We start from the raw sequence: 22,105 nt of genomic DNA on the forward strand, positions 1-22,105 counted from the left end.
AGGCTGAGATGGCTGTGAGCTTGAACTGCTCTGTGTATTTGCCCATAGGTCCCCCAAGGGTTGGATTTTTTGTCCAACTTCTTGGGGGCAGTCCACCTTGTGGGAGCGGGCAAGCCCGCGAAAGGGCCGGAACAGGAAAATGAAATGTCCGTCATTTATGCAAGGCGAGCCCCACCGCGATGCTACGCTCGCGGAAACACTCGGCATGGATATTCCTTATGGACATGAACTGGCACCAGGCCCTGCAAGAGAGCCTGAGCTGGCTGGCAGTCGCCTCGTTCATCACCCTCATCGGCTTCACAGCCGCTGCCACCCTGGCCGTGCGCTACACGCGCTGGGGCCGGCAGTTCTGGCAGGTGGCCGGGCCGTATTTCACCTGGCGCCGCAGTTGGCGGCCGTTGCTGATGTTCGGCCTGCTGCTGGTGCTGACGCTGTTCTCGGTGCGCATGAACGTGCTGTTCTCGTTCTGGTACAACGGCTTCTACAGTGCCCTGCAGGCCCTGGATCAGACGACCTTCTGGTACCTGCTGGGGGTGTTCGCGGTGCTGGCCACCCTTCATGTGCTGCGCGCGCTGTTTACCTTCTATGTCACCCAGGCCTTCAGCATTCGCTGGCGGGTCTGGCTCACCGAACGCTTGACCCGCGACTGGATGAAGGGCGATGCCTACTACCGCGGTCGCTTCCTCGCCGAGCCCGTGGACAACCCCGACCAGCGTATCGAACTGGACGTCAATGCGTTCGTCACCAACTCGGTGTCGCTGGCCTTGGGCGCGGTCAGCGCGCTGGTCTCGCTGGTGGCGTTCACCGGTATTCTCTGGGGCCTGTCGGCGCCGCTGACGGTGGCGGGGTACGAGATACCCCGGGCGATGGTGTTCGCGGTGTACGTCTATGTGCTGATCGCCACCTGGATCGCCTTCCGCCTGGGCCAGCCGCTGATCCGTCTGAACTTCCTCAACGAAAAACTCACGGCGAACTTCCGTTACGCGCTGATGCGCTTGCGCGAAAACGCCGAGAACATCGCCTTCTACCAGGGCGCGCCGGTCGAGCGGGCGACCTTGCTCGGGCGCTTCGGCGCGCTGATCGTCAACGCCTGGGCGCTGGTGTTCAGGAACCTGAAGTTCAGCGGCTTCAACCTCGGTGTCAGCCAGGTGGCGGTGGTGTTCCCGTTCATTCTCCAGGCGCCGCGCTTCTTCAGCGGGGCGATCAAGCTGGGTGATGTGATGCAGACCTCCCAGGCGTTCGGCCAGGTGCAGGATGCGCTGTCGTTCTTCCGTGAGTCCTACGACACCTTCGCCCAGTACCGCGCCACCCTCGACCGTCTGACCGGCTTTCTCGATGCCAACGACCAGGCCAGCGCGCTGCCACGGGTGCTGACCGAAGACCAGCCGCGCGCACTGGACATCATCGGCCTGCAGGTGCTGCGCCCGGATGGCCATGCGCTGATCGCCGACCTCGACCTGCGCCTGCACGGCGGCCAGGCACTGTTGATCAAGGGGCCGTCGGGCAGTGGCAAGACCACCTTGCTGCGCGCCCTGGCGGGGTTGTGGCCGTACGCCGAGGGCGAAGTCCGGCGGCCGTTGGGCACCCAGGCGTTGTTCCTGTCGCAGCGGCCTTACCTGCCGCTGGGCGACCTGCGCACCGCCATTGCCTACCCGGCCGACAGCCAGCCCGAGGACGAAGCACGCATGCAGCAAGCCCTGCGCGAGGTCAACCTGGCGCACCTGGCCGAGCGGCTGGCAGTGAGTTGCGACTGGTCGAACATTCTGTCGGTCGGTGAGCAGCAACGCCTGGCGTTTGCCCGGGTACTGTTCAACCGGCCGCAGGTGGTGTTCCTCGACGAGTCCACGTCGGCCATGGATGAAGGGCTGGAGCATGCGATGTATGCGCTGTTGCGCAAAGAAATGCCCGAGACCTTGCTGGTGAGCGTGGGGCATCGCAGTACCTTGGCCGACTTCCATACCCATCGGCTGGAAGTGGACGGGCAGGGGGGCTGGGCGTTGCGCCAGCAGGAGGTATTGGCGTAACCCTCGATAGGTGGGTTGCTGGTGCTGGCCTCTTCGCGGGCTCGCCCGCTCCCACAGGTATCGCACAAGCCTTGAACTGTGTGCAGTACCTGTGGGAGCGGGCGGGCCCGCGAAGAGGCCAGTGTTGGCAATAAAGATTCAGGGCTGATGCTCGGTATCCAGCATCACGATCAGTTCAGCCCCTTCATTCCTCACATTCCCCACTTCCTTGCCCACCGCAAACCACTCGAACGCCTCCACCGGCAAGCACTGCTCCCGCGCCAGGCGTTCGGCCTCTTCGGCAGGCAGCTCAGGGTCGATCCACGCCCGCGCATGCTCCGGGCTCAGCACCAGGGGCCGGCGGTCATGAATATCCACCATCCCCGCATCGCTGGCGGCGGTGATGATCACGAAGCCATCCCCTTCGTTGGGCTCCAGCCCCGCATGCACCTCGGCCAACGCGGCCATGAACATCGGCGCCTGGTTTTTCAGGCGAATGAACCAGGGCTGCTTGCGTTTGGGATCGAGCGGGTCGGCCACCCACTCATACCAGCCGTCGGCCATCACCAAGGCCCGCCCTTGCGGCCAGAGTGCCTTGAAGAACTTGCCGGTGGTCACCGTCTCGACCCGAGCGTTGATCGGTGCCGGCCGTTTGCCCGTGGCCCAGAACGGTGCCCAGCCCCAGTGGCAAGGGTCGATGCGCAGTCCATCGGCGGCGTGATGCAGGATCAGTACGCGGCTGCCGGGGGCAACGTTGTAGCGGCCGATCGGCACGTTGTCATAGCCGCTGATCACATCCTGCTCAGCGTCCAGTTCACGCAGGTAGTCGGCCAGGCCCTGGTACTGGGCGAAGCGTCCGCACATGGCATGTACCCCCACTTGTCGAAATATCCTACGGCGAAATTGACCGGATACTCGCTACGTCGTTAACTGTATATGCATACAGTTCAATTTCAAGGCCGTTTCATGACTTCCATCCTGGGTCCCATCACAGGCGGCAGTGCTGCCGTAACGCGCTACCTGTTCCGCGTGCCAGCGGGCTTTCCGTCGCCAGCCGCCGATCACATGGAGCAGCCCATCTCGCTGGACGAGCTGTTCAACCTGCGCGCACCGCACATCTACCTGGTCAGAATAGACGGCGACAGCATGCAGGGCGCCGGTATCTTCGATGGCGACCTGGTGCTGGTCGACCGCTCGATCGAGGCACGCCATGGCCATATCGTGATTGCCGCCGTCAATGGCGAGCCGCTGTGCAAGCGGCTGCAGCACGTCGCCGGGCAGGTGCTGCTGCGTTCGGAAAACCCGCGTTACGCGCCGCGCTACATCATGGAGGGTGACGACTTCACGATCTGGGGCGTGGTGACCTTCAGCGTGCGCAGCCATGACCCGGTCGCCTGAACGGGCTCAGCGCAGCAGCGCCAGGCCCAGCAGCGTGGCACCGGCAAACCCCGCACCCACCAGGAAGGTCGCCTGGAACCCGGCGCCATCCCACAACAACCCGGCCACCACGCTGGCCACCAGCAGCGCCACCCCGGTCAGCAGGTTGAACAGGCCGAATGCCGTGCCGCGCAGGTCGGCCGGTGCACTGTCGGCGATCAGCGCGGCGAAGATACCCTGGGTGAAGCCCAGGTGCAGGCCCCAGGCCGTAACCCCCACTGCCAGCCCGGCCCAGCCTGGCAGCAGGGCCAGCACCAGGTCGGCGGCGATCAGCAGGCCCAGGCCCATTATCAGCACGCCACGGCGGCCCACGCGGTCCGACAGCGCCCCGGCCGGGTAGGCCGACAGCGAATAGGCCAGGGCCATGAGCACCAGCACCGCTGGCGCCCACAGTGGCGCCAGGCCCATGTCCTGGGCGCGCAGCAGCAGGAATGCCTCGCTGAAACGGGCCAGGGTGAACACCATGGCCAGGCTGGTCAGCCGCCAGTAGGCCGGGCCCAGGCGCGCCAGTTCATGCAGAGCCAGTGGCGAGCGTAGCGGCCGCGTGCTGGGCGCCGCCTCGGGTTCGCGAACGAAGGCGACGAGAATGTACACGGCGATGAATGCCGGGATCACCGCCACCCAGAACACCGTCTGGTAATGGCTCGCCGTCAGCCACATCAGCACGATCGCCAGCAACGGGCCGAGGAAGGCCCCGACGGTATCCAGCGCCTGGCGCAGGCCGAATGCCGCACCACGCAGCTCGGCCGGGGTCACATCGGCCACCAGTGCATCGCGGGGGGCGCCGCGGATGCCCTTGCCGATGCGGTCGACGAAACGCGCCGCCGTCAGCCATTCCAGCCCGCCGGCCATGGGGAACACCGGCTTGGTCAACGCGGCCAGACCATAGCCCAGCAACGTCAGCAGCTTGCGCTTGCCGAGGCGGTCGCTGAGCGCACCGGAGAAGACCTTGGTGATCGCTGCGGTGGCCTCGGCGATGCCCTCGATGACGCCGACGGCGACCACCGAAGTGCCGAGCACGGTGACCATGTACAGCGGCAGCAGGGCGTGGATCATCTCCGAGGAAATGTCCATGAACAGCGACACGAAGCCCAGCGCCCAGACGCTGCGGGGGATCTTCGGCAGGGTCTTGGCGGTGGTGCCTTGCCCGGTCTTTTCGGCGCTGTGCATGGGGAGCCTCGGCGGGGTTGCCACAGTTCGAAACTGTAGGAGCCCGTGCGCAGGATGCAAATCGGATGAGTGGCGGGAGGCAACGGCGGGGATGTTGTGATTAACTGTATATAAATACAGTATCGCTGGCGCTACCCGATGAATCGCACTCCTGTCTTTGCCCTGATCGACTGCAACAGTTTCTATGCCAGCTGTGAGCGGGTGTTTCGCCCCGACCTGCAGCGCACGCCCATCGTCGTGCTCAGCAACAACGACGGCTGCGTCATTGCCCGCAGTGCCGAGGCCAAGCCGCTGGTGAAGATGGGCCAGCCGTACTTTCAGGTGAAGGACCTGCTGCGGCGGCACGGGGTGGTGGCGTTTTCCTCCAACTATGCGCTGTACGGCGACATGAGCCAGCGGGTGATGACGGTGATCGAGGGCATGGTGCCAGCGCTGGAGGTCTACTCCATCGACGAAGCCTTTGCCGACCTGGCCGGGATGCCTGGTGACCTGGATCGCCTTGGCCGAGACATCCGTGCCCGTGTGCTCAAGCACACGGGCATCCCGGTGGGGGTCGGCATCGGTGCTACCAAGACCCTGGCCAAGCTGGCCAACCACGCGGCCAAGCGTTGGGCGGATCACAGTGGTGGGGTGGTCGACCTGCGCGACCCTGTGAAGCGCGACTGGGTGTTGAAGCGGTGCGAGGTGTCCGATGTGTGGGGGGTAGGTGCACGCCTGACCGCGCATTTGCGCGCCCTGGATATCCGCAGCGCCTGGGACCTGGCCCACGCCGACGCCTGGAGCTTGCGCAACCAGTTCAGCGTGGTGCTGGAGAAAACCGCCCGTGAGCTGGCAGGCACGCCATGCCTTGGGCTGGAGGAGGTGGAACCTCCCCGGCAGGAAATCTGCTGCAGCCGCATGTTCGGCCAGCGCCTGACCGAACTGGCTCCGCTCAAGGAAGCGGTAGCCACCTACGTGATGCGTGCGGCCGAAAAACTGCGCAAGCAGCGCTCGCTGGCGCAGCGGATGCGGGTAAGTATCCGCACCGGCATGTTCAACCCCGATGAGCCGCGTTACGCCAACGGTGTGGTGGTGCAGCTGCCGTACCCGACCGATGACGAGCGGCTGCTGACACGCATGGCGCTGGAAGCCGTGGAACGGGTGTATCGCCAAGGGTTTCGCTACAGCAAGGCCGAGGTGCTGCTGATGGAGCTGTGCCAGCGCGGGGAGGTGACGGGCGATCTGTTTACGCCGACCCAGAGCGTCAAGGCCGAGCGGGTGATGCAGGTGATCGACGGCGTCAACGGGCGTTGGGGCAGGGGGACACTACGCAGTGCGGCGGTGCCGGCTGCGGCGCAGTGGGCGATGCGGCGGGAGCTGATGAGTGCCGGGTACACGACCAGGTTGCAGGAGGTGTGGCGAGCGGGATGAGAAACCGCATCCGTACGTGCTGGTTGGGCCATGGTGGTAATTTTTTTGACACACCTTGACGCATTGAGTCATTTGCCGCGCCGCAGGTAATCCCGTTGCAGTCAGCGCCCGTAAGCCCCGCGCGTTTACCGTCCAGTCCCATTTCGGCACTTGCCACGACTCCCACAAACCGATGTTTTCGGTGCACGCCGGGGTTGATGGAGAGGACGCGATGGTGTGTGCCGTCGCAGCGCTGAAGGCAGCCTATGAAACCAATGCGCTGGCATTGGAAAAGGCGAAAGAGCCGATGCGCAGCTTGCTTATCGGAACGGAAAACTCGCTGGAGAAAGGTCTGGCGCTGGCCGAGGCTGTGCTCCAAGGGCTGGAGCAGCGGTAGGATTGTTGGTAGGGCCGCAGACGCGGCCCGTTCTGTTTTCGGAGTGGATTTGGGCAGCGAGGGCCGAAATCCGACTAACGAGCCTGAAGAACTTCACGAAACACATCTGGGCGCGAAGCCGCAATGTGCAGTAGAGACCTGGCCGCCCCCGATGGCATGCGCCGACCTTGCTCCCATTCCTGAAGCGTACGTACCGAGACGCCCAGCAGCTCAGCGAATTTGAGTTGGGAAAGCCCGGTCCTGCTACGTGCTTCGGCTGCTTCGGTCACTTCCATCTGGTGCACAGCGCCATAGCGGCCAGCCTTCACATCGCGGATGGATTCAAGCAATTCTTCACCGATGTTGCGGGTAGCATCGCGCAGCATCAGTTCTTTTTCAGTCAGGGGCATGGTTGAGCTCCTTCGCAATCTTGCGCAGCACGTGCGCGGGTATGTTCTCGGTGGCGCTCTTACAGTAGATCAGCAGAGCAACCAATGCGCCGTTGGCGAGCTGAGCGGTGTAGATGACACGGACGGCGCCTCGCTTGCCTTTGCCGTCCAGGCTCCATCGTACCTTGCGGCATCCGCCTGAGGCGGGAATCACTGCACCAACGTCTTTGACGTAGATATTTTGCTTTGCTTGTCTGGAATCAAGAAGCGGAAGGTTTTATCGAAGGGTTGCCGAAGTGGCGGTTTGGTCCGAGATCGCGGGGGCCGCTGTGCGGCCCATCGCAGGACAAGCCAGCTCCTACAGGAACAGCGCCGGCCTTGTAGGAGCTGGCTTGCCTGCGATGGGCTGCGCAGCAGCCCGGAGATCTCAAAGGCTCAACCGCACTGCCAGCGCCGCCAGGGTCACCAGCAACACCGGCACCGTCAGCAGCACGCCGACCTTGAAGTAATACCCCCAGCCAATCGTGACCCCCTTGCGCGCCAGCACATGCAGCCACAACAAGGTTGCCAGGCTGCCGATCGGGGTAATCTTCGGCCCCAGGTCGCAGCCGATCACGTTGGCGTAGATCATCGCCTCGCGCACTACGCCGTGCGCCTCGCTGGCCTGGATCGACAGCGCGCCGATCAACACACTGGGCAGGTTGTTCATCACCGAGGACAGCACGGCGGCAATCAGCCCGGTGCCGAGCGAGGCGGCCCAGACGCCGTGCTCGGCCAGCCCTTTCAGCACGCCGGTCAGCGAGTCGGTCAGGCCGGCATTGCGCAAACCGTAGACCACCAGGTACATGCCCAGCGAAAACACCACGATGTGCCACGGCGCCTCGCGCAGCACGCGGCGGGTGATGATCACTTGGCCACGGGCCGCCACCGCGAACAGCACCAGCGCGCAGGCAGCGGACACGGCACTGACCGGAATGCCCAGCGGCTCCAGCACGAACAGCCCGGCCAGCAACCCCACCAACACCACCCAGCCGACGCGGAAGGTGGCGCGGTCTCGGATGGCCAGGGCCGGCAGCTTGAGGTCTTCGAGGGCGTAACGCGCAGGAATGTCGCGACGAAAGTACAGCCACAGCACCAGCAACGTGGCTGCCACCGCCATCAGGTTCACCGGCACCATGACCGACGCATAAGCGTTGAAGCCCAGGCCGAAGTAATCCGCGGACACGATGTTTACCAGGTTCGACACCACCAGTGGCAGGCTGGCGGTGTCGGCAATGAAGCCAGCACCCATGACGAAGGCGAGGGTCGCAGCAGGGGAGAACCGCAACGCCAGCAGCATCGACATGACGATCGGGGTAAGGATCAGCGCCGCCCCGTCATTGGCGAACAGCGCCGACACCGCCGCCCCCAGCAGCACCATGAAGGCGAACAGCCGACGCCCGTCACCACGCGCCCAGCGCGCCACGTGCAGCGCTGCCCATTCGAACAAGCCGGCTTCATCCAGCAACAGGCTGATGACGATCAGGGCGATGAAGGTGGCGGTGGCATTCCAGATGATCGCCCACACGGTGGGAATATCGTGCAGCGAGACCACCCCGAACAACAGCGCCAGCACGGCGCCGAGGCTGGCGCTCCAGCCGACGCCGAGGCCCTTGGGCTGCCAGATGACCAGGGTCAGGGTAAGCACGAAGATCAGCGCGGCTGGAAGCATGGGCAGGAGTTCAGTGATTGTGGGAGCCGACCTGGAACATCCGTGGGTCATACATGAAGTCGTATGTTTCAACCACCTGGATCTGGCTGACTGCCGGATGGCCGGGGTTGATCACGATGTTGCGCTCCAGCGGCAGGACGGCAGAAGGGATGATCAGCCCAAGGTGGCTGTTCGACTTCAGCCAGGTGGTGCCGAATGCCATGCTTGGCCGATCGGCAGGCAGGCTGGCCCAACCCTCGGGAAGGTCCGCAGCATCCACCTGCAGATACAGTGAAGCATCAGCGGGTAGCTCAAAGCAGGTGATCTTCAGCGCGAAGGTGGGTTCGCCAGCCGCATGGACAAAGGTTTCAAGGCAACAGATTGCCGGTGTCATGCCCATGTACACGGCCGGCACGTCCTGGTCGTTCCAGCGGCCTCCTTCGATGGCCGCACCCTTGCCGCTCAAGTCGGTAGCGCGTTTCGCCTTCGCTATTCGCCACCCCCGCATCAGGCAACACCACCCCATTCCAGGGCCTGCAGTACCCGGCGCACCTGCTTGGCACCGATTTCGGTTTCGCAGAGCAGTATCGGCGCAATGTCACCCAGGGCCTTGTTCGGCTTCGACAGCCACTGCGCAGCGGCGTCGCGGCTCTCGAAGACTTCCTCGGCCTGATGGGACACCGAGGCGATGCGGTCCAGGCGTTCGGAGGCGACGGTATCGAGCACTTCGTGTTCCCGAACGCGTCGCTCCAGCGTGGAGATCGAGGCATTGAGCAACAATGCCAGGCTGGGCTCCTCGAGGTTGAACGTGTAACGCACGGCGCGGAAGAGGTGGGCAGAAAAGCCACGCTTGATCTGCACCAGCCGCTCCGACTCTCTGAGTGCATCGCGGCTGGCGCTGAATGCCCAGAATTCGTCGATGCCTGAACTGCGCACATCTTCTTTGGCTTTAGCGGCGATTGAGGTGCTCATTAACGCCTCCGTCAATTGACAGTATTTTTTCGTCAAATGAAGTATAGGCCGGCTGTGCGCGTAATTGCACCTACCTTTCGGCTGGCACCCAGCGCGGCAAAGCCCCGTTACAAACATGTAAAGTTCGTAAATAAGATTTAAACACATTTGAGAATAGCTATATTTACCACCCCTGTTGGCCCCGGATCGGGGTATGCCGTTTACTCATCCATCGCAGGGAGATGTACCGATGCAGTCCAGAACCTCAACCAACCGCCTGGCCCTGGCGTTCGTCGCCCTGGCAACGCCCGCCATGTCGGCCGCTGCCGCGGAAAGCGAAACGCGGCGTGAAGGCGAGGTGCTGGAAATGCCGGTGGCCGACGATGCGCTGGTGATCCAGGACACCCTGGTCACCGCCGAGCGCGAGGCGCGCCAGGCGTTGGGCAGCTCGGTCATCACCGCCGAAGACATCAAGCGCCATCCGCCAGCCAATGACCTGTCCGAGCTCATCCGCCGCGAGCCGGGGGTCAACCTGACCGGCAACAGTGCCAGTGGCGCACGCGGCAACAACCGCCAGGTCGACCTGCGCGGCATGGGCCCGGAAAACACCCTGATCCTCATCGACGGCAAGCCCTCCAGTGCCCGTAACGCCGTGCGCTACGGCTGGAACGGTGACCGCGATACCCGTGGCGAAACCAACTGGGTACCGGCCGAGGCGGTCGAACGCATCGAGATCCTTCGCGGCCCGGCTGCGGCGCGCTATGGCTCCGGCGCCATGGGCGGGGTGGTCAATATCATCACCAAGCGCCCTACCGACGAACTCAAGGGCACGCTCAGCCTGTACACGCAAATGCCCGAAGACAGCGCCGAGGGTGCCAGCCACCGGGCCAACTTCAATCTCGGTGGCGGCCTGACCGACAACCTCGGTTTCCGCTTGTACGGTGGCCTGGCCAAGACCGATGCCGACGACCTCGACATCAATGCCAGCCACGCCAACAGCGCCCTGGTCGCCGGCCGTGAAGGCGTGCGCAACAAGGACATCAACGGCCTGCTGAGCTGGAAGCTCGACGACGAGCACCGCCTGGAAGCCAGTGCCGGGTACAGCCGCCAGGGCAACATCTACGCTGGCGACACCATGAACAGCAACGGTGGCAGCAACCCTGAACTGATTTCCAGCCTGTATGGCCACGAAACCAATGTCATGCAGCGCAACACCTATGACCTGACTCACCTGGGCGACTTCACCTGGGGCACCAGCAAGACCAGCCTGGCCTACGAGTATGTGCGCAACTGGCGCCTGAACGAAGGCCTGGCCGGCGGCCCGGAAGGGGCGATCAACGACAGTGGTGCGGCCATGTCGCGGCTGCGCAACACGCGCCTGACCAGCGAAGCCAACCTGCCGTTCGCCTTGGGCAGCACCGAGCATGTGCTGACCTTGGGCGGCGAGTACCTGTACGAGTCGCTCAACGACCAGGGCTCGTTCCGCCCGCAGAGCTTCGACCCCAGCGGCGGCGGCAGCGACGTGATCAGCGGCTTCGACCGCAGCGACTCGAAGATGACCGCGCGAAGCTACGCGCTGTTCGTCGAGGACAACATCATCATCGGCGACACCACCGTCACCCCGGGCCTGCGCTTCGACCACCACGAGATGTTTGGCGACAACTTCAGCCCCAGCCTCAACCTGTCGCACAAACTGACCGAGGCATTGTCGGTCAAGGGCGGCATCGCCCGCGCCTACAAGGTGCCGAACCTCTATCAGTCCAACCCCAACTACCTGCTCTACAGCCGTGGCAATGGCTGCAGCGTGCAGCAGGGCAACTCCGGTGGCTGCTACCTGCAGGGCAATGCCGACCTCAAGCCGGAGATCAGCGTCAACAAGGAAATCGGCCTGTTGTATGACCGCGGCAGCTGGCGCACCAGCGCGACCTATTTCCGCAATGACTACAAGAACAAGATCATCGGTGGCACCGATGTGCTCTACACCATCAACAACGGCCGCCGTGTGACCGGCTGGGAGAATGCTGGCAAGGCCCGGGTGGAGGGCATCGAGGGCAACCTGTTCGTCGAGCTGACCCCGGCGCTGGACTGGAACACCAACCTGACCTGGATGCTCGACAACGACAGCCGCGAGACGGGCGAGCCGCTGTCGGTGATCCCCGAGTACACGGTCAACACCACCCTGGACTGGCGCGCCACCGAGCAGTTGTCGTTCCAGGTGGCAGGCACGTACTACGGCAAGCAGAAGTCGCCGCAGTACAACTACCGCACCCAGGAGGACTACGACATCGAGGCGCAGCAGGACGTCGAGGCCTATGGCCTGGTGGATGTCAGTGCCGGGTACAAGTTCAACGCCAACTACGACGTGCGAGTGGGTGTGAACAACCTGTTCGACAAGCAGATCCTGCGCGGTGGCAATGCCAGCAGTTCGGGTGCCAATACCTATAACCAGCCGGGGCGGGCGCTGTTCGCTGCGCTGAATATCACCTTCTGAACCCAAGGGGCCGCATAGCGGCCCCGATTGGCACCTCTGTCTCCAAGGATCCCGATGATGATCGAAGCACCCGCCTGGCTGCAGATCCTCTCGCGCGGCAGCGCCGCACTGCTCGGCGGCTATGCGTTCACCTACGCTGCCAGTGCCTGCCTGGCCCGGCTGTTGCCGCTTGCAGCCGCCGACGCGGTGATTGTCGCCACCCTGCCAGCCTTCATTTTCTACACCGCCGCGATCCTGTGGGCCTTCGTCAGCCGTGACGCTCTGCGCGCGTGGCTGCCACTGGCCATGGCAGCGCCCATGGCGCTGATCGGCTTCTGGCCCCAGGCCATGGAGTGGTTGTCATGAAGAACACCGTCACGCAATCGATGGCCTGGCTGCACACTTGGGGTGGGCTGATATTCGGCTGGTTGCTGTTCGCCATCTTCGTCACCGGCACCCTGGCGGTGTTCGACAAGGAACTCAACCACTGGATGCAGCCGGAGATCCCGGCCCGCCAAGTGACCCAGACCGATGCCGCGCAACGTGCCATCGCCTATCTGCAAGCCCACGAACCCAAGGCGAACAACTGGGGCGTGAGCCTGCCCACCGAGCGTTCGCCTGGCTTGCGTGTGTCCACTGCCGAGCGCCGCCATGGTGGCGGCGTACAGCTCGATCCGCAGACCGGCGAAGCCATCGGGGTGCGTGACAGTGTCGGTGGCAACTTCTTCTTCCGCTTCCACTTCACCCTCGACCTGCCGCGCAACTGGGGCATTTTCGTGGTCGGTGCGCTGGCGCTGGTGATGCTGGCGGCACTGGTCAGCGGCATCGTGATTCACAAGAAGATCTTCAAGGAGTTCTTCACCTTCCGGCCGAACAAAGGCCAGCGCTCGTGGCTGGACCTGCACAACGCCAGCGCCGTGCTGTTGCTGCCTTTCCACCTGATGATCACCTACACCGGCCTGGTGATCTTCATGCTGATCTACATCCCGGCAGGGGTCGATGCATTGTTCGCGGGGGACAACCGTGCCTACTTCCAGGCCCAGGGCAATGCCCGCCTGGAGCAGCCACGGGGCCTGGCCAGGCAGCCTGCGGCGCTGGCCGATATCGCCCCGCTGCTTGTCCAGGCCGAGGCGCGTCTGGGGCCGATTGCCGGTTTCAACATCCGCAACCCAAACACCGCAGCTGCCCGTATCGAGATTCGCCCGGCGCTGGGCAATCGCATCGCGCTGTCCAAGGGCCAGGCGATGGTCTTCGATGGCGTGACTGGCCAGTTGCTCAGCGACGTCGCCCAATGGCGCGCGGCGCCGTTGACCCAGCGCGTCATGGTCGGCCTGCATTTCGCCCAGTTCGGTGGCTACCCGATGCGCTGGCTGTACTTCCTGTGCGGGGTAATCAGTTGCGTGATGATCGCTACCGGGCTGGTGCTGTTCTGCGTGAAGCGTGGGCGCAAGTACGCTGATGCGAAGCGGGCGGCAGGGCGCTGGTACCGTGTGGCCGAGGTATGCAATGTCGGTTTCGTCAGTGGGTTGCTGCTGGCCTGCGTCGGCTTGCTCTGGGCCAGCCGCTTGCTGCCGGCAGACCTGCTGCAGCGCGAGGCGTGGGAAGTGCGGGCGTTCTTCGGGGTGTGGCTGTTGGCATTGTTGCATGCCGGCATGCGCCCGGTGCGGCGGGCCTGGGTCGAGCAACTCGGGTTGACCGCGTTGCTGTGCATCGGTCTGGGACTGCTCGGTGGCATGGACGATACCCTGCGCCAGGGTGTGGTGATCTGCGGGCTGGTGCTGGGCGGCTTGTTCGGCCTGGTGGCCTGGCGCGTGCTGCATGCGCAGCCGGCACCTCAGCATGCCCGAGGCAGGCGTGGCGTGGAGGCGGGCGCATGATGATGCCGATTCTGGGCAGTGTGCTGTTCGCCTATGCCGGCATGTTGGGGCTGTGCCAGGGGCTGGAGCGGCACTACAAGCAGGTGTGGAATCGTGGCTGCTCGCGTCGCATGCGCCTGGCATTGCGCGCAGCGGGTTGGGCGGCGTTGCTGGTCAGCCTGCTGCTGTGCGTCCAGGCCTGGGGCTGGGCGATGGGGCCGGTGGCCTGGTTTGCGGTGATGTCGCTGGCGGCGATGGGGCTGGTGGTGTTGCTGCCGTATTGGCCGCGTCTTGCAGTGGCGCTGGTAGCCATGGTGCCGGTGTGGGCACTGCTGTGGTGGGCCTGATCCGGCAATGGGGCCGGATCGGGTGATACAGGGTCAGCCTGCTGCAACCCTGGCGAACGCTTCCCGAAAGCGCAGCATGTCCTGTTCGTCGCCGACACTCACGCGCATCCAGTTCGGCCAGCTTGGCCATACGCGACCAACCAGTACGCCTTGCGTGGCCAGCCGGTCCACCACCGGCTGTGCCGGCCCACGCATGTCGATCATGAAGCAGTTGGTCTGCGATGCCGTGCAACGCCAGCCGCGTGCTCCAAGCCAGGCAACGGTGTGGTCGCGCAGGCGGGCGTTTTCGGCCTTGCGCTGTGGCACCAATTGGCGGTCTTCGACGCTCGCCAAGCCCGCCAGCAAAGTCGATGCAGCGGCGACATTGTCACCGTCGTAGACCTCCAGGCGCTCCAGCAGTGGGGCCTGGCCGATGGCCAGGCCGAGGCGCGCGCCGGCCATGCCGTAGAGCTTGGAGAATGTCTGCAGGACCAGCAGCTCCGGGTGCTCCTTGACCAGGCCGATGCAGCTCTGCGCATCGCTGAAATGGATGTAGGCCTCGTCCACCAGCACCACGCTGCCGGCGGGTTTGTGCTTGAGCAGGCGTTCGATATCGCGCCGCGGGGTGAGGGTGCCGGTGGGGTTGTTGGGGTTGCACAGGTAGATCAACCCGGGTGTGTTGTCGGCCGCCAGCATGGCGTCGATGTCATGGGCATGGCGCGCATCCAGGGCCACTGCATGCACAGCGCTGCCATGGGCAGTTGCGGCATCGGCGGGGGCTTCGTAGGAAGGCTCGGCAAGCACCAGGCTGCGCGGGCCGGTGAAGGCCATCACGGCGTGCTGCAAGGCCAGTTTCGAGCCACAGAATATCTGGACCTGGGAGGCTTCCAGGCCGTGTTCGGCAGCGAAGGCGTCGATCAGGCGGTACTGCGCCTTGTAAGGGTAGCGCCCGCATTGCTCGATGCCGTCACGCATGGCCTGGCGGGCGGCCGGGCTCGGGCCCCAGGGGCTTTCGTTGTAATTGATGCGTACCGGACCATGCTGCGAAGCTGGCGTCATCGGTGCTTCGCCTGCCCAGCCAAGCTGGCCGAGTAGTGGCAAGGCCATGCCCAGGCCAACCAGCGAGCGACGTGTCATATCGGTCATGAATAGACGTCCTTGTTGTCATTGGATACATCAAGGAACGAGATGCGGCGCTGCAAATTAAGAGTGGCCAACCGCCCAATAGCGCCTCTGCAAGGCTCTAAATCAAGACTTTGCTCTTGGCGAGCCATTGTTCGAAGCGGGTGAAGGTATCGATGGCGGCCTGTACCGTGGCGGCCTGCGCCGGCGTGGCGGTCGATGCCTGGCCAAGCCGTACGAGGAAGCTGCGCCAGTAGCTGCCGGTCATTTCGCCATACACATCGAGGAAGGCTGCACCACTGTCGTGGCCGATGCCCAAGCGCTCGGCCATGGCCCGTTTGAGCACCTGGCCACCCAGGGTGGAGCCCTCGAGCACGTACATCACGCCCAGCGCGCTGGCCTCGTCGCTGATGGCCGGCAGTGCCTGGCACAATGGCAGGGCATCTATCTCGGCTTCAGTCAGGTCCAGGGCCAGCAGGTCGCGGGTCAGGGCCGCAGTCTTGCAGCGTTCAGGCCCCTGGTAATCGCCCAGTTGATTTTCCAGTGGGGCATGAAAGCCGTAGTAGGCCTGGAGCAGACGGCGGTAGGCCGCGGTATCGAAGCCAAGGTCGAAGAAGGGCAGGCGTGCTTCCAGCGCCTTGTGGCAGTCACGGGTTGCGTCGCGCAGGGCAAGCAGCAAAGGGCTGGGGGTGGTGCTGGGGTTGGGCATTGGCAGGGCTCTGAGGGGCGAATTGCCTGGGTTGGAGTGGTCATGCTAACCCAGGGTTGCGCGCTGCCGTGACTTTGTTGCGGTAAAAAAACAGCCAGCGTGTTAAACCAGTCAACCTGACCTGCCATGAAGACTGTTCTGGTGAAAGCCGTGCGCCTGACCTTGCTCTGCCATGCCCTGACCCCGGCCCAGAAACACGGGCAGCTGGCACATCCCGATGACGGCACGTTGCGGCTGGAAGCGTCGCCAGTGGCCATCGAGCCTGGCCAGCACCTGCTGGCTGCGCCAGAGCGGCGTGCCGGCGATACGGCGCGCTGGCTGGGCGCGCAGGCGCAGGTCGAGCCGGCGTTGGCCGATTGCGACTTCGGCAGTTGGCGGGGCATGTCGCTCAAGCAGTTGCAGGCCGAGCAGCCACAGGCATTGGAGCAATGGCTCACCGACCCGTTCAGCGCGCCCCATGGCGGTGAATCGTTCGCTCACCTGTGCGAGCGTGTTGGCGCATGGTTATTGGCCTTCGACAGGCCGGGTGAATGGCTGGCGGTGACTCACCCATGGGTGATTCGCGCTGCGCTGGTGGCGGTGCTGGAGTGCCCGCTGGCTGCCGCGCAGCGGATCGATGTGCTGCCGCTGTCGCGTGTCGCCTTGAGTTTTACCGGGCAGTGGCGCTTGCGTCTGGGCTGAGCAAGCGCCGTTTGCCGGGTCAGAACGCCAGCTTGTAGCCGATCAGCAGCAACATGGTCGCCAGGCAAGGGCGCAGCACGCGGTCTGAAATTCGCCCGGTCAGGTGGCTGCCCAGGTAGATGCCGGGCAGCGAGCCCAGCAGCAGGTAGCCCAGCAGCGACCAGTCCATGTTGCCCATGCCGGCGTGGCCGATACCGGCGACCAGGGTCAGCGGCACGGCGTGGGCGATTTCGGTGCCGACCAGGCGGCGGGTGGCGAGGAACGGGTAGAGCAGGAACAGCGCCACGGTGCCCAATGCGCCAGCGCCGATCGAAGTCAGGGTGACCATGACGCCCAGCACCACGCCGGTCAGCACGGTGAGTGTGTTCAGGCTGCGGTCGCTTAGGTGGTAGTGGTCGCCGGCGTGACGGCTGGCGAACGCTTGCAGGCGCGATTTGAACAGGATCGCCAGCGCGGTGAGGATCAGCACCACCGCCAGGCCCTGCTTGATGATGGCGTTCAGCGCCGTGGTGTCGGTGTGCAGGGTGCTGAGGAACCACAAGGTCAACGCTGCCGCCGGCACGCTGCCGAGGCTGAGCAGGCCGGTGATCTTCCAGTCGATGTTCTTGTTACGCGCATGTACCCAGATGCCACCGCCCTTGGTGATGGCGGCGTACAGCAGGTCGGTGCCCACGGCAGTCGCGGGGTTGATGCCGAACCACAGCAGGATCGGGGTCATCAGCGAGCCGCCGCCGACGCCGGTCATGCCGACGATGAAGCCCACCACCAGTCCGGCAAGGGTGAAACCGAAAGAACCTACATCCATACGCTACTCGACTGCCCAGCTTTGCCCGTTATCGGATGGGTGCCAGCATATAGGGAGTTTTTATAGCCAAATAGACTTGTTCGTTATTAGGTTATAACCGGTGCGGCTTTGGGGCAGGGCGGGAGCGTGTTGGCGCCTGGGAGATCGAGCACCGCGCGGGCGGCGCTTGATCTCTGCCCCGACATGAACCTCACGCCCTGCACCAAGGCCCCCTCAAATCCTGAAACTCCCCACCAACTGCTTCAACCGCCCAGCCTGATGCGCCAGGTCATCGCAATGCTGCAACGTCTGGTTGAGGTTCTGCACCCCTTGCTGGTTCAGCGCGTTGATCTGGGTGATGTCCAGGTTCAGGCTCTCGACCACCGCTGTCTGCTCCTCGGTCGCCGTGGCCACCGACTGGTTCATGCCGTCGATCTCACCGATGCGCTGGGTCACGCTGGCCAGGCGCTCGCCGGCCTGGTTGGCCACCTGCACGGTCTGTTCGCTCGAAACCTGGCTGGTGTTCATGGTGTGCACCGCCTCACGCGAGCCCACCTGCAGGCTGGTGATCATGCGGTGGATCTCTTCGGCCGACTCCTGAGTGCGGTGTGCCAGGTTGCGTACCTCGTCGGCAACCACTGCAAAGCCGCGGCCGGCCTCACCGGCCCGGGCGGCCTCGATGGCGGCGTTGAGCGCCAGCAGGTTGGTCTGCTGGGAGATACCCTTGATCACGTCGAGGATCTTGCCGATCTCGTCGGTGCTGGCATTGAGGGTTTCGATCTGTTCGCACGATTCGCTGATGCGCTGGGACAGCGCGGTCATGGCGCTGATCGCCTGGTCGACCACTTCGCGGCCGCCATGGGCCTGTTCGCTGGCACCGCTGGCGTGTTGCGAGGCATCGGCCGCATTGCGGGCGATCTCCTGGGTAGCGGCCCCCAGCTGGTTGATCGCCGCCGCCACGCTGTTGGTGCGCATGCTCTGTTCTTCGGAGCCGATGATCGAGGCATTGGACGCGTTGACCACCTTTTCCGACAGGTCGTGCACCAGGCGGGTGGCCGAGGATACTTCACTGATCGAGGTGTGGATACGTTCGACGAAACGGTTGAACGAGCTGGCCAGTTCGCCGAATTCGTCCTTGTGCTGCACGTCGAGGCGACGGGTCAGGTCGCCTTCACCTTCGGCGATGTCGCGCATGGCGCGGCCCATGGTGGTCAGCGGGCGCATCAGCACCGGGATCAGCAGGCCAAGCAATACGGCGATGGCAACCACGGCAATGAGCATGGCGATGATCGCCGAGGTTCGGAACTGGCTCAGTGCGGCGTAGGCCTTGTCCTTGTCGATCGACAGGCCGATATACCACTGCGCCGACGGCAGGCCGGCGACCGGGGCGAACGAGATCAGCCGTTCCTCGCCGTTGAGGGTGACGTCCTGCATGCCGGCAGCCACGCGCAGGCCGGCGCCTGGGTAGATGTCCTTGAGGTTCTGCATCACCTGCGCTTTGTCCGGGCTGACGATCACCTGGCCATTGCTGTCGGCGAGGAAGGCATGGCCGATGCCGCCGAAGTCGACCGAGTTGATGATCTCGACCAGGGTGTCGAGGGTCAGGTCGCCGCCCACCACGCCGATCAGCTCGCCGCTGGCCTTGCTTTTGACCGGCACGGCGATGGTCACCATCAGGCCACCGACAGCGCCCTGGTACGGCGCGGTGATCACAGTCTGGCCAGCGCTGGCCGCGCTGCTGTACCAAGGCCGCTGACGGGGGTCGTAGCCGGCCGGCATCTGCGTGTCAGGGCGCTGGGTGAACACCCCGTTGGCTTGGCCAAGGTAGGTGAAAAGGAAATTTCGAGTGTAGGAAGGCTGCTCGATCAGCCCGCCCAAGGTCTCTGTCGCCCCTTGTTCGGCAATGTCCTGCGCCAGGTTTTCCAGCACCAGGATGCGCCCGCTCATCCAGTTCTGCACGCTGCTGGCGGCCAGTGCGCCGGCTTGTTGCACGGAGGATTCGATGTTCTGGCGCAGGGTGTTGCGTTGCAGGTAATCGTTGTAGAGCGTGAACAGCGCAAAGGCCAGCACCACGACACCGCAGGCGCTGAGGAGGATCTTGTGGCGAAATTTCAGGTTCATGTTTCGAGACCTTGAGCCAGGGAGGGGAGGGCGCCACGCGCTTGTGACGCGACAGCGCCTGTCTTCTGGCATATCGGCTTGGCCGCTAAAAGATTGAAACACTTACCTATTTTTTGCCGACCCTGTCGACAGACGGTGGGCTAGCCCGCGGCCAGCAGGTCGATCAGCAAGCGTGCGCCCTGACGCAGGGGTTGTTGTTTACGCCAGAACGCATGGATCGGCAGCTGAAGTTCGTTATGGGTGTTGCGAAACTGCAGGCGTACCAGGCGCCCGGCATCGACCAGCGGCGTGACCCGGGACAGTGGCAGGTCACCCCAGCCAAGGCCGGCTTCGACCATTTGCAGGGCCAGGTCGAAACTGTCGGTAGACCAGTGCGTGGCGCCGATCAGCGGGCGGGGGTCCAGCAGTGGCAGGTCGCGGCTGCGAACGACTATCTGACGGACGTTGATCAGGTCTTCCAGATAATGGATACGGCCAGCGATCAAGGCCGGGTGCTCAGGAGACAAGGTCGCTACCAGCGACTCCTGGCCAATACGCTGGAAACCGCGTCGAGCGTCTATCTGAAGGCCCGCAAACGCCAGACAAAGATCAGCCCGACCGGTGTCCAGCAGGTGCAAAGCTTCCTCATGGGGCGCGCTCAGTAGCTGTACGTCCAGTAGCGGATAACGCTCGCCGAGTGCGGCGATGGCTGCTAGCAGTGGACCATGGCCCATATCCGGTATCACGGCAATTGTCAGGGTGCTCTCCAGGCTTCGAGACAATTCCAGGGCATGCACCTGCAGCAGCCCTAGCTGCTCGGCAATCAACCGCGCATGAGGTTCGAGGGCCTTTGCCTGGGCAGTGGCGCGGACTTCGCGCGGGCCTCGTTCGAACAATGCATACCCCAAATCTGCCTCAAGATTGCCGATGGCCATGCTGACTGCTGAAGGCACCCGGTTCAGGGCACGCGCAGCGGCAGAGAACGAGCCGCTGTCAAGCACGGCGAGGAACAGCTGGATGGTGTCGCTGGAAAGCGCCATGAAGGCATCCTGTCAATCAATCTGAAGGCAGCTGACTTTTGGTGTCAGTGGAATTGAAGCATGCTTTTGACACTATTGCATTGCGACACATGAGGTAACCCGTGCAGGGCGTCAAACGCAAACTGGTCTATGTGACCTTCTATGAACTGATCGGTCTGTGCATGTCGACGCTGGGGCTGGCTTACCTGTCGGACACTCAGGCTTCGCACACCGGGCCGCTGGCAGTGATGATCACCACCATCGCCATGCTCTGGAACCTGATCTACAACAGCCTGTTCGAGCGCTGGGAGAGCCGCCAGGCCAAGCGTGGGCGCAGCGTGGCGCGGCGGGTGGCGCATGCCGTCGGCTTTCAGCTGACCTTGGTGGTGTACCTGATACCCCTGATTGCCTGGTGGCTGGGCATGAGCCTGGTTGAGGCGTTTCTGGTGGACCTGGCGTTCATCGTCCTGATCCCGTGTTACACCTTTGCCTATAACTGGGCGTTCGACCGGGTCTTTGGCTTGCCGACTTCGGCCATGGCCACTGCCTGAGGCAGGCCGAGCCTAGGGCAAGCGAATCAGTAGAGGTTCCTGTCTTGCCGGTACCTGGCTCTGTTCGGTCTGCGGCGCCATCGAGGGTTGCGGCATGGTGGCCAGCAGGTTGTCCTCGACCTGGCCCGACAGGTAGTAGACCCCCGCCAGGGCACCGCTCTGACGGTTCTCCATCAGCTCCTGCCACTCCTGATTGAGCGCCACGTTGAGGATCACCCGCAGCTGTTCGACCATCTGCGGCTGGTCACGGTTATGGGTCATGATGCCGTAGCCGGTCGACACGATCGAAATCATCGCCCCGGCTACCTTGCCAACGGCGCTGGCCACAGCGCTGGCGATACCGCGTGGAGCCAGGGTCGCGCCGAGTTTCTCGCTGGCATTGGTCGCCACGGAGGACAGCCCCACGTCGGTTTTCCCAGGGCCTTTGGCGGCCTGCTTGTGCAGGTGGTCACGCAACGCCAGCCAGGCCGGCTGCTGGTCCAGCGACTTGGCCCGCAGCAATTCATACATCGAGGCATTACGTGCGGCGGGTGGCCCCAGGTGGATGGCCGGGATGCGGTTCAGGCGCTGGCTCACTTGTTCGGGGGCGGCGTTGTAACGCTGGATGATCGCCGGAAGTTGCTGGCCGAACAGTTGCACGTAAAGCTCGCAGGCGCGATCACGAATGCCCTCGGGGTCGATCTGTTCGGCCACCGGCTCGATCACCCGCTCGTGGTACTGCTCCTGCAGGTACAGCGCCAGGCGCTTTTCTGCAGGCTCGCGGCCTTCACCGCTGTCGAGCTTGTACCAGGCCACCTTCATGGTCAGCCACTGCTGGGTCCAGTAGCCGGTGAACCAAGGGATGAAGTCGTTTTCGGTGCGTTGCTGCACCTGCTCCTTCCATACCCGCATGGAGCGCCGTGCATAGTCGTTGGCAGAGCCAGCGGCGCCGACAGAAGCCTCGATCAGTTCCTGGTCGATACGCTGCCAGGCAGCGGGGTCGAGCACCGCCGGAGGGGGTGGGGCAGGAGGGCGTTTGCCGGCGCAGCCGGCGATGGCCAGCAGAAGGCAAGCTAGAAGCAGCAATCGTCGGCTCACTCGGC

22 protein-coding genes are annotated in these 22,105 nt (G+C 64.0%); 10 read left to right on the plus strand and 12 right to left on the minus strand.

Annotation, left to right across the window (positions count from 1 at the left end; genetic code table 11):
- The first annotated feature begins 218 nt into the window (after window positions 1–218).
- Window positions 219–2,024 carry an ABC transporter ATP-binding protein/permease gene (locus ACIPW4_RS11870; RefSeq protein ID WP_400657977.1) on the plus strand — a complete coding sequence of 602 codons (1,806 nt, stop codon included), beginning with the start codon at window positions 219–221 and terminating at the stop codon, window positions 2,022–2,024.
- A 138-nt stretch (window positions 2,025–2,162) separates the two neighbouring features.
- Here ACIPW4_RS11870 and ACIPW4_RS11875 read toward each other — a convergent pair whose 3' ends face one another.
- Entirely contained in the window at window positions 2,163–2,867 is a 705-nt protein-coding gene (locus tag ACIPW4_RS11875; protein WP_400657979.1) for an SOS response-associated peptidase family protein, read from the minus strand.
- Window positions 2,868–2,969: 102 nt separating this feature from the next.
- On the opposite strand from ACIPW4_RS11875, the gene ACIPW4_RS11880 reads away from it, so the two are divergent.
- Window positions 2,970–3,401, plus strand: a complete 432-nt coding sequence (locus ACIPW4_RS11880) for a LexA family protein (protein ID WP_400657981.1) — start codon at window positions 2,970–2,972, stop codon at window positions 3,399–3,401.
- Window positions 3,402–3,407: 6 nt separating this feature from the next.
- Here ACIPW4_RS11880 and ACIPW4_RS11885 read toward each other — a convergent pair whose 3' ends face one another.
- Window positions 3,408–4,610 carry an MFS transporter gene (locus tag ACIPW4_RS11885; RefSeq protein ID WP_400657984.1) on the minus strand — a complete coding sequence of 401 codons (1,203 nt, stop codon included), beginning with the start codon at window positions 4,608–4,610 and terminating at the stop codon, window positions 3,408–3,410.
- A gap of 138 nt (window positions 4,611–4,748) precedes the next feature.
- Here ACIPW4_RS11885 and ACIPW4_RS11890 point away from each other — a divergent pair, with 138 nt between their 5' ends.
- A complete protein-coding gene (locus tag ACIPW4_RS11890) occupies window positions 4,749–6,020 on the plus strand; it encodes a Y-family DNA polymerase (RefSeq protein WP_400657985.1) in 1,272 nt (423 codons plus the stop codon).
- 172 nt (window positions 6,021–6,192) lie between these two features.
- Window positions 6,193–6,396 carry a hypothetical protein gene (locus tag ACIPW4_RS11895; RefSeq protein ID WP_400657987.1) on the plus strand — a complete coding sequence of 68 codons (204 nt, stop codon included), beginning with the start codon at window positions 6,193–6,195 and terminating at the stop codon, window positions 6,394–6,396.
- 74 nt (window positions 6,397–6,470) lie between these two features.
- On the opposite strand, the gene ACIPW4_RS11900 is transcribed toward ACIPW4_RS11895, so the two are convergent.
- From ACIPW4_RS11900 to ACIPW4_RS11915, 4 genes are all read right to left on the minus strand, one after another.
- The gene (locus ACIPW4_RS11900; protein ID WP_400657989.1) at window positions 6,471–6,785 is read right to left on the minus strand and encodes a helix-turn-helix domain-containing protein; all 315 of its coding nucleotides are present in this window, start codon (window positions 6,783–6,785) and stop codon (window positions 6,471–6,473) included.
- A gap of 406 nt (window positions 6,786–7,191) precedes the next feature.
- Window positions 7,192–8,475, minus strand: a complete 1,284-nt coding sequence (locus ACIPW4_RS11905) for an arsenic transporter (protein ID WP_400657991.1) — start codon at window positions 8,473–8,475, stop codon at window positions 7,192–7,194.
- Window positions 8,476–8,485: 10 nt separating this feature from the next.
- Window positions 8,486–8,980 (minus strand): RES family NAD+ phosphorylase, encoded by a 495-nt coding sequence (locus ACIPW4_RS11910; protein WP_400657993.1) that lies wholly within the window; start codon window positions 8,978–8,980, stop codon window positions 8,486–8,488.
- Window positions 8,962–9,426 (minus strand): antitoxin Xre/MbcA/ParS toxin-binding domain-containing protein, encoded by a 465-nt coding sequence (locus tag ACIPW4_RS11915; RefSeq protein ID WP_400657995.1) that lies wholly within the window; start codon window positions 9,424–9,426, stop codon window positions 8,962–8,964. Before ACIPW4_RS11915 ends, ACIPW4_RS11910 begins: the two co-directional genes overlap by 19 nt.
- Before the next feature lie 229 nt (window positions 9,427–9,655).
- On the opposite strand from ACIPW4_RS11915, the gene ACIPW4_RS11920 reads away from it, so the two are divergent.
- The 4 genes from ACIPW4_RS11920 to ACIPW4_RS11935 are packed head-to-tail and all read left to right on the plus strand — an operon-like array spanning window position 9,656 to window position 14,078.
- Complete coding sequence (locus ACIPW4_RS11920; RefSeq protein WP_400657997.1) at window positions 9,656–11,896, plus strand: TonB-dependent siderophore receptor; 2,241 nt, start codon at window positions 9,656–9,658, stop codon at window positions 11,894–11,896.
- Window positions 11,897–11,953: 57 nt separating this feature from the next.
- A complete protein-coding gene (locus tag ACIPW4_RS11925) occupies window positions 11,954–12,241 on the plus strand; it encodes an iron transporter (protein ID WP_400658000.1) in 288 nt (95 codons plus the stop codon).
- Window positions 12,238–13,752, plus strand: a complete 1,515-nt coding sequence (locus tag ACIPW4_RS11930) for a PepSY-associated TM helix domain-containing protein (RefSeq protein WP_400658001.1) — start codon at window positions 12,238–12,240, stop codon at window positions 13,750–13,752. Before ACIPW4_RS11925 ends, ACIPW4_RS11930 begins: the two co-directional genes overlap by 4 nt.
- Complete coding sequence (locus tag ACIPW4_RS11935; RefSeq protein ID WP_400658004.1) at window positions 13,749–14,078, plus strand: DUF3325 domain-containing protein; 330 nt, start codon at window positions 13,749–13,751, stop codon at window positions 14,076–14,078. The genes ACIPW4_RS11930 and ACIPW4_RS11935 overlap by 4 nt, the downstream gene beginning before the upstream one ends.
- A 33-nt stretch (window positions 14,079–14,111) precedes the next feature.
- Here the strand turns inward: ACIPW4_RS11935 and ACIPW4_RS11940 are convergent, their stop codons facing one another.
- A complete protein-coding gene (locus tag ACIPW4_RS11940; RefSeq protein WP_400658006.1) occupies window positions 14,112–15,203 on the minus strand; it encodes a pyridoxal phosphate-dependent aminotransferase in 1,092 nt (363 codons plus the stop codon).
- A 97-nt stretch (window positions 15,204–15,300) separates the two neighbouring features.
- A complete protein-coding gene (locus ACIPW4_RS11945) occupies window positions 15,301–15,888 on the minus strand; it encodes a biliverdin-producing heme oxygenase (protein ID WP_400658008.1) in 588 nt (195 codons plus the stop codon).
- 141 nt (window positions 15,889–16,029) lie between these two features.
- Here ACIPW4_RS11945 and ACIPW4_RS11950 point away from each other — a divergent pair, with 141 nt between their 5' ends.
- Window positions 16,030–16,569 (plus strand): histidine phosphatase family protein, encoded by a 540-nt coding sequence (locus tag ACIPW4_RS11950; protein WP_400658620.1) that lies wholly within the window; start codon window positions 16,030–16,032, stop codon window positions 16,567–16,569.
- A gap of 19 nt (window positions 16,570–16,588) precedes the next feature.
- On the opposite strand, the gene ACIPW4_RS11955 is transcribed toward ACIPW4_RS11950, so the two are convergent.
- The 3 genes from ACIPW4_RS11955 to ACIPW4_RS11965 all read right to left on the minus strand — a co-directional run bounded on the left by ACIPW4_RS11955 (window position 16,589) and on the right by ACIPW4_RS11965 (window position 20,493).
- The gene (locus ACIPW4_RS11955) at window positions 16,589–17,374 is read right to left on the minus strand and encodes a sulfite exporter TauE/SafE family protein (RefSeq protein WP_400658010.1); all 786 of its coding nucleotides are present in this window, start codon (window positions 17,372–17,374) and stop codon (window positions 16,589–16,591) included.
- 213 nt (window positions 17,375–17,587) lie between these two features.
- Window positions 17,588–19,474: a methyl-accepting chemotaxis protein McpA gene (gene mcpA, locus ACIPW4_RS11960; RefSeq protein WP_400658012.1), complete on the minus strand. Its 1,887-nt coding sequence runs from the start codon at window positions 19,472–19,474 to the stop codon at window positions 17,588–17,590.
- Between the two features lie 140 nt (window positions 19,475–19,614).
- Window positions 19,615–20,493 carry a LysR family transcriptional regulator gene (locus ACIPW4_RS11965; RefSeq protein ID WP_400658014.1) on the minus strand — a complete coding sequence of 293 codons (879 nt, stop codon included), beginning with the start codon at window positions 20,491–20,493 and terminating at the stop codon, window positions 19,615–19,617.
- A gap of 101 nt (window positions 20,494–20,594) precedes the next feature.
- Between ACIPW4_RS11965 and ACIPW4_RS11970 the strand changes: the two genes are divergently transcribed.
- Window positions 20,595–21,023 carry a PACE efflux transporter gene (locus ACIPW4_RS11970; RefSeq protein ID WP_400658016.1) on the plus strand — a complete coding sequence of 143 codons (429 nt, stop codon included), beginning with the start codon at window positions 20,595–20,597 and terminating at the stop codon, window positions 21,021–21,023.
- 12 nt (window positions 21,024–21,035) lie between these two features.
- Here ACIPW4_RS11970 and ACIPW4_RS11975 read toward each other — a convergent pair whose 3' ends face one another.
- A complete protein-coding gene (locus tag ACIPW4_RS11975; RefSeq protein ID WP_400658018.1) occupies window positions 21,036–22,100 on the minus strand; it encodes a hypothetical protein in 1,065 nt (354 codons plus the stop codon).
- Between the last annotated feature and the right edge of the window lie 5 nt (window positions 22,101–22,105).

The sequence above is a fragment of the Pseudomonas sp. NPDC089996 genome, from assembly GCF_044748405.1.
Classification (GTDB): Bacteria; Pseudomonadota; Gammaproteobacteria; order Pseudomonadales; family Pseudomonadaceae; genus Aquipseudomonas.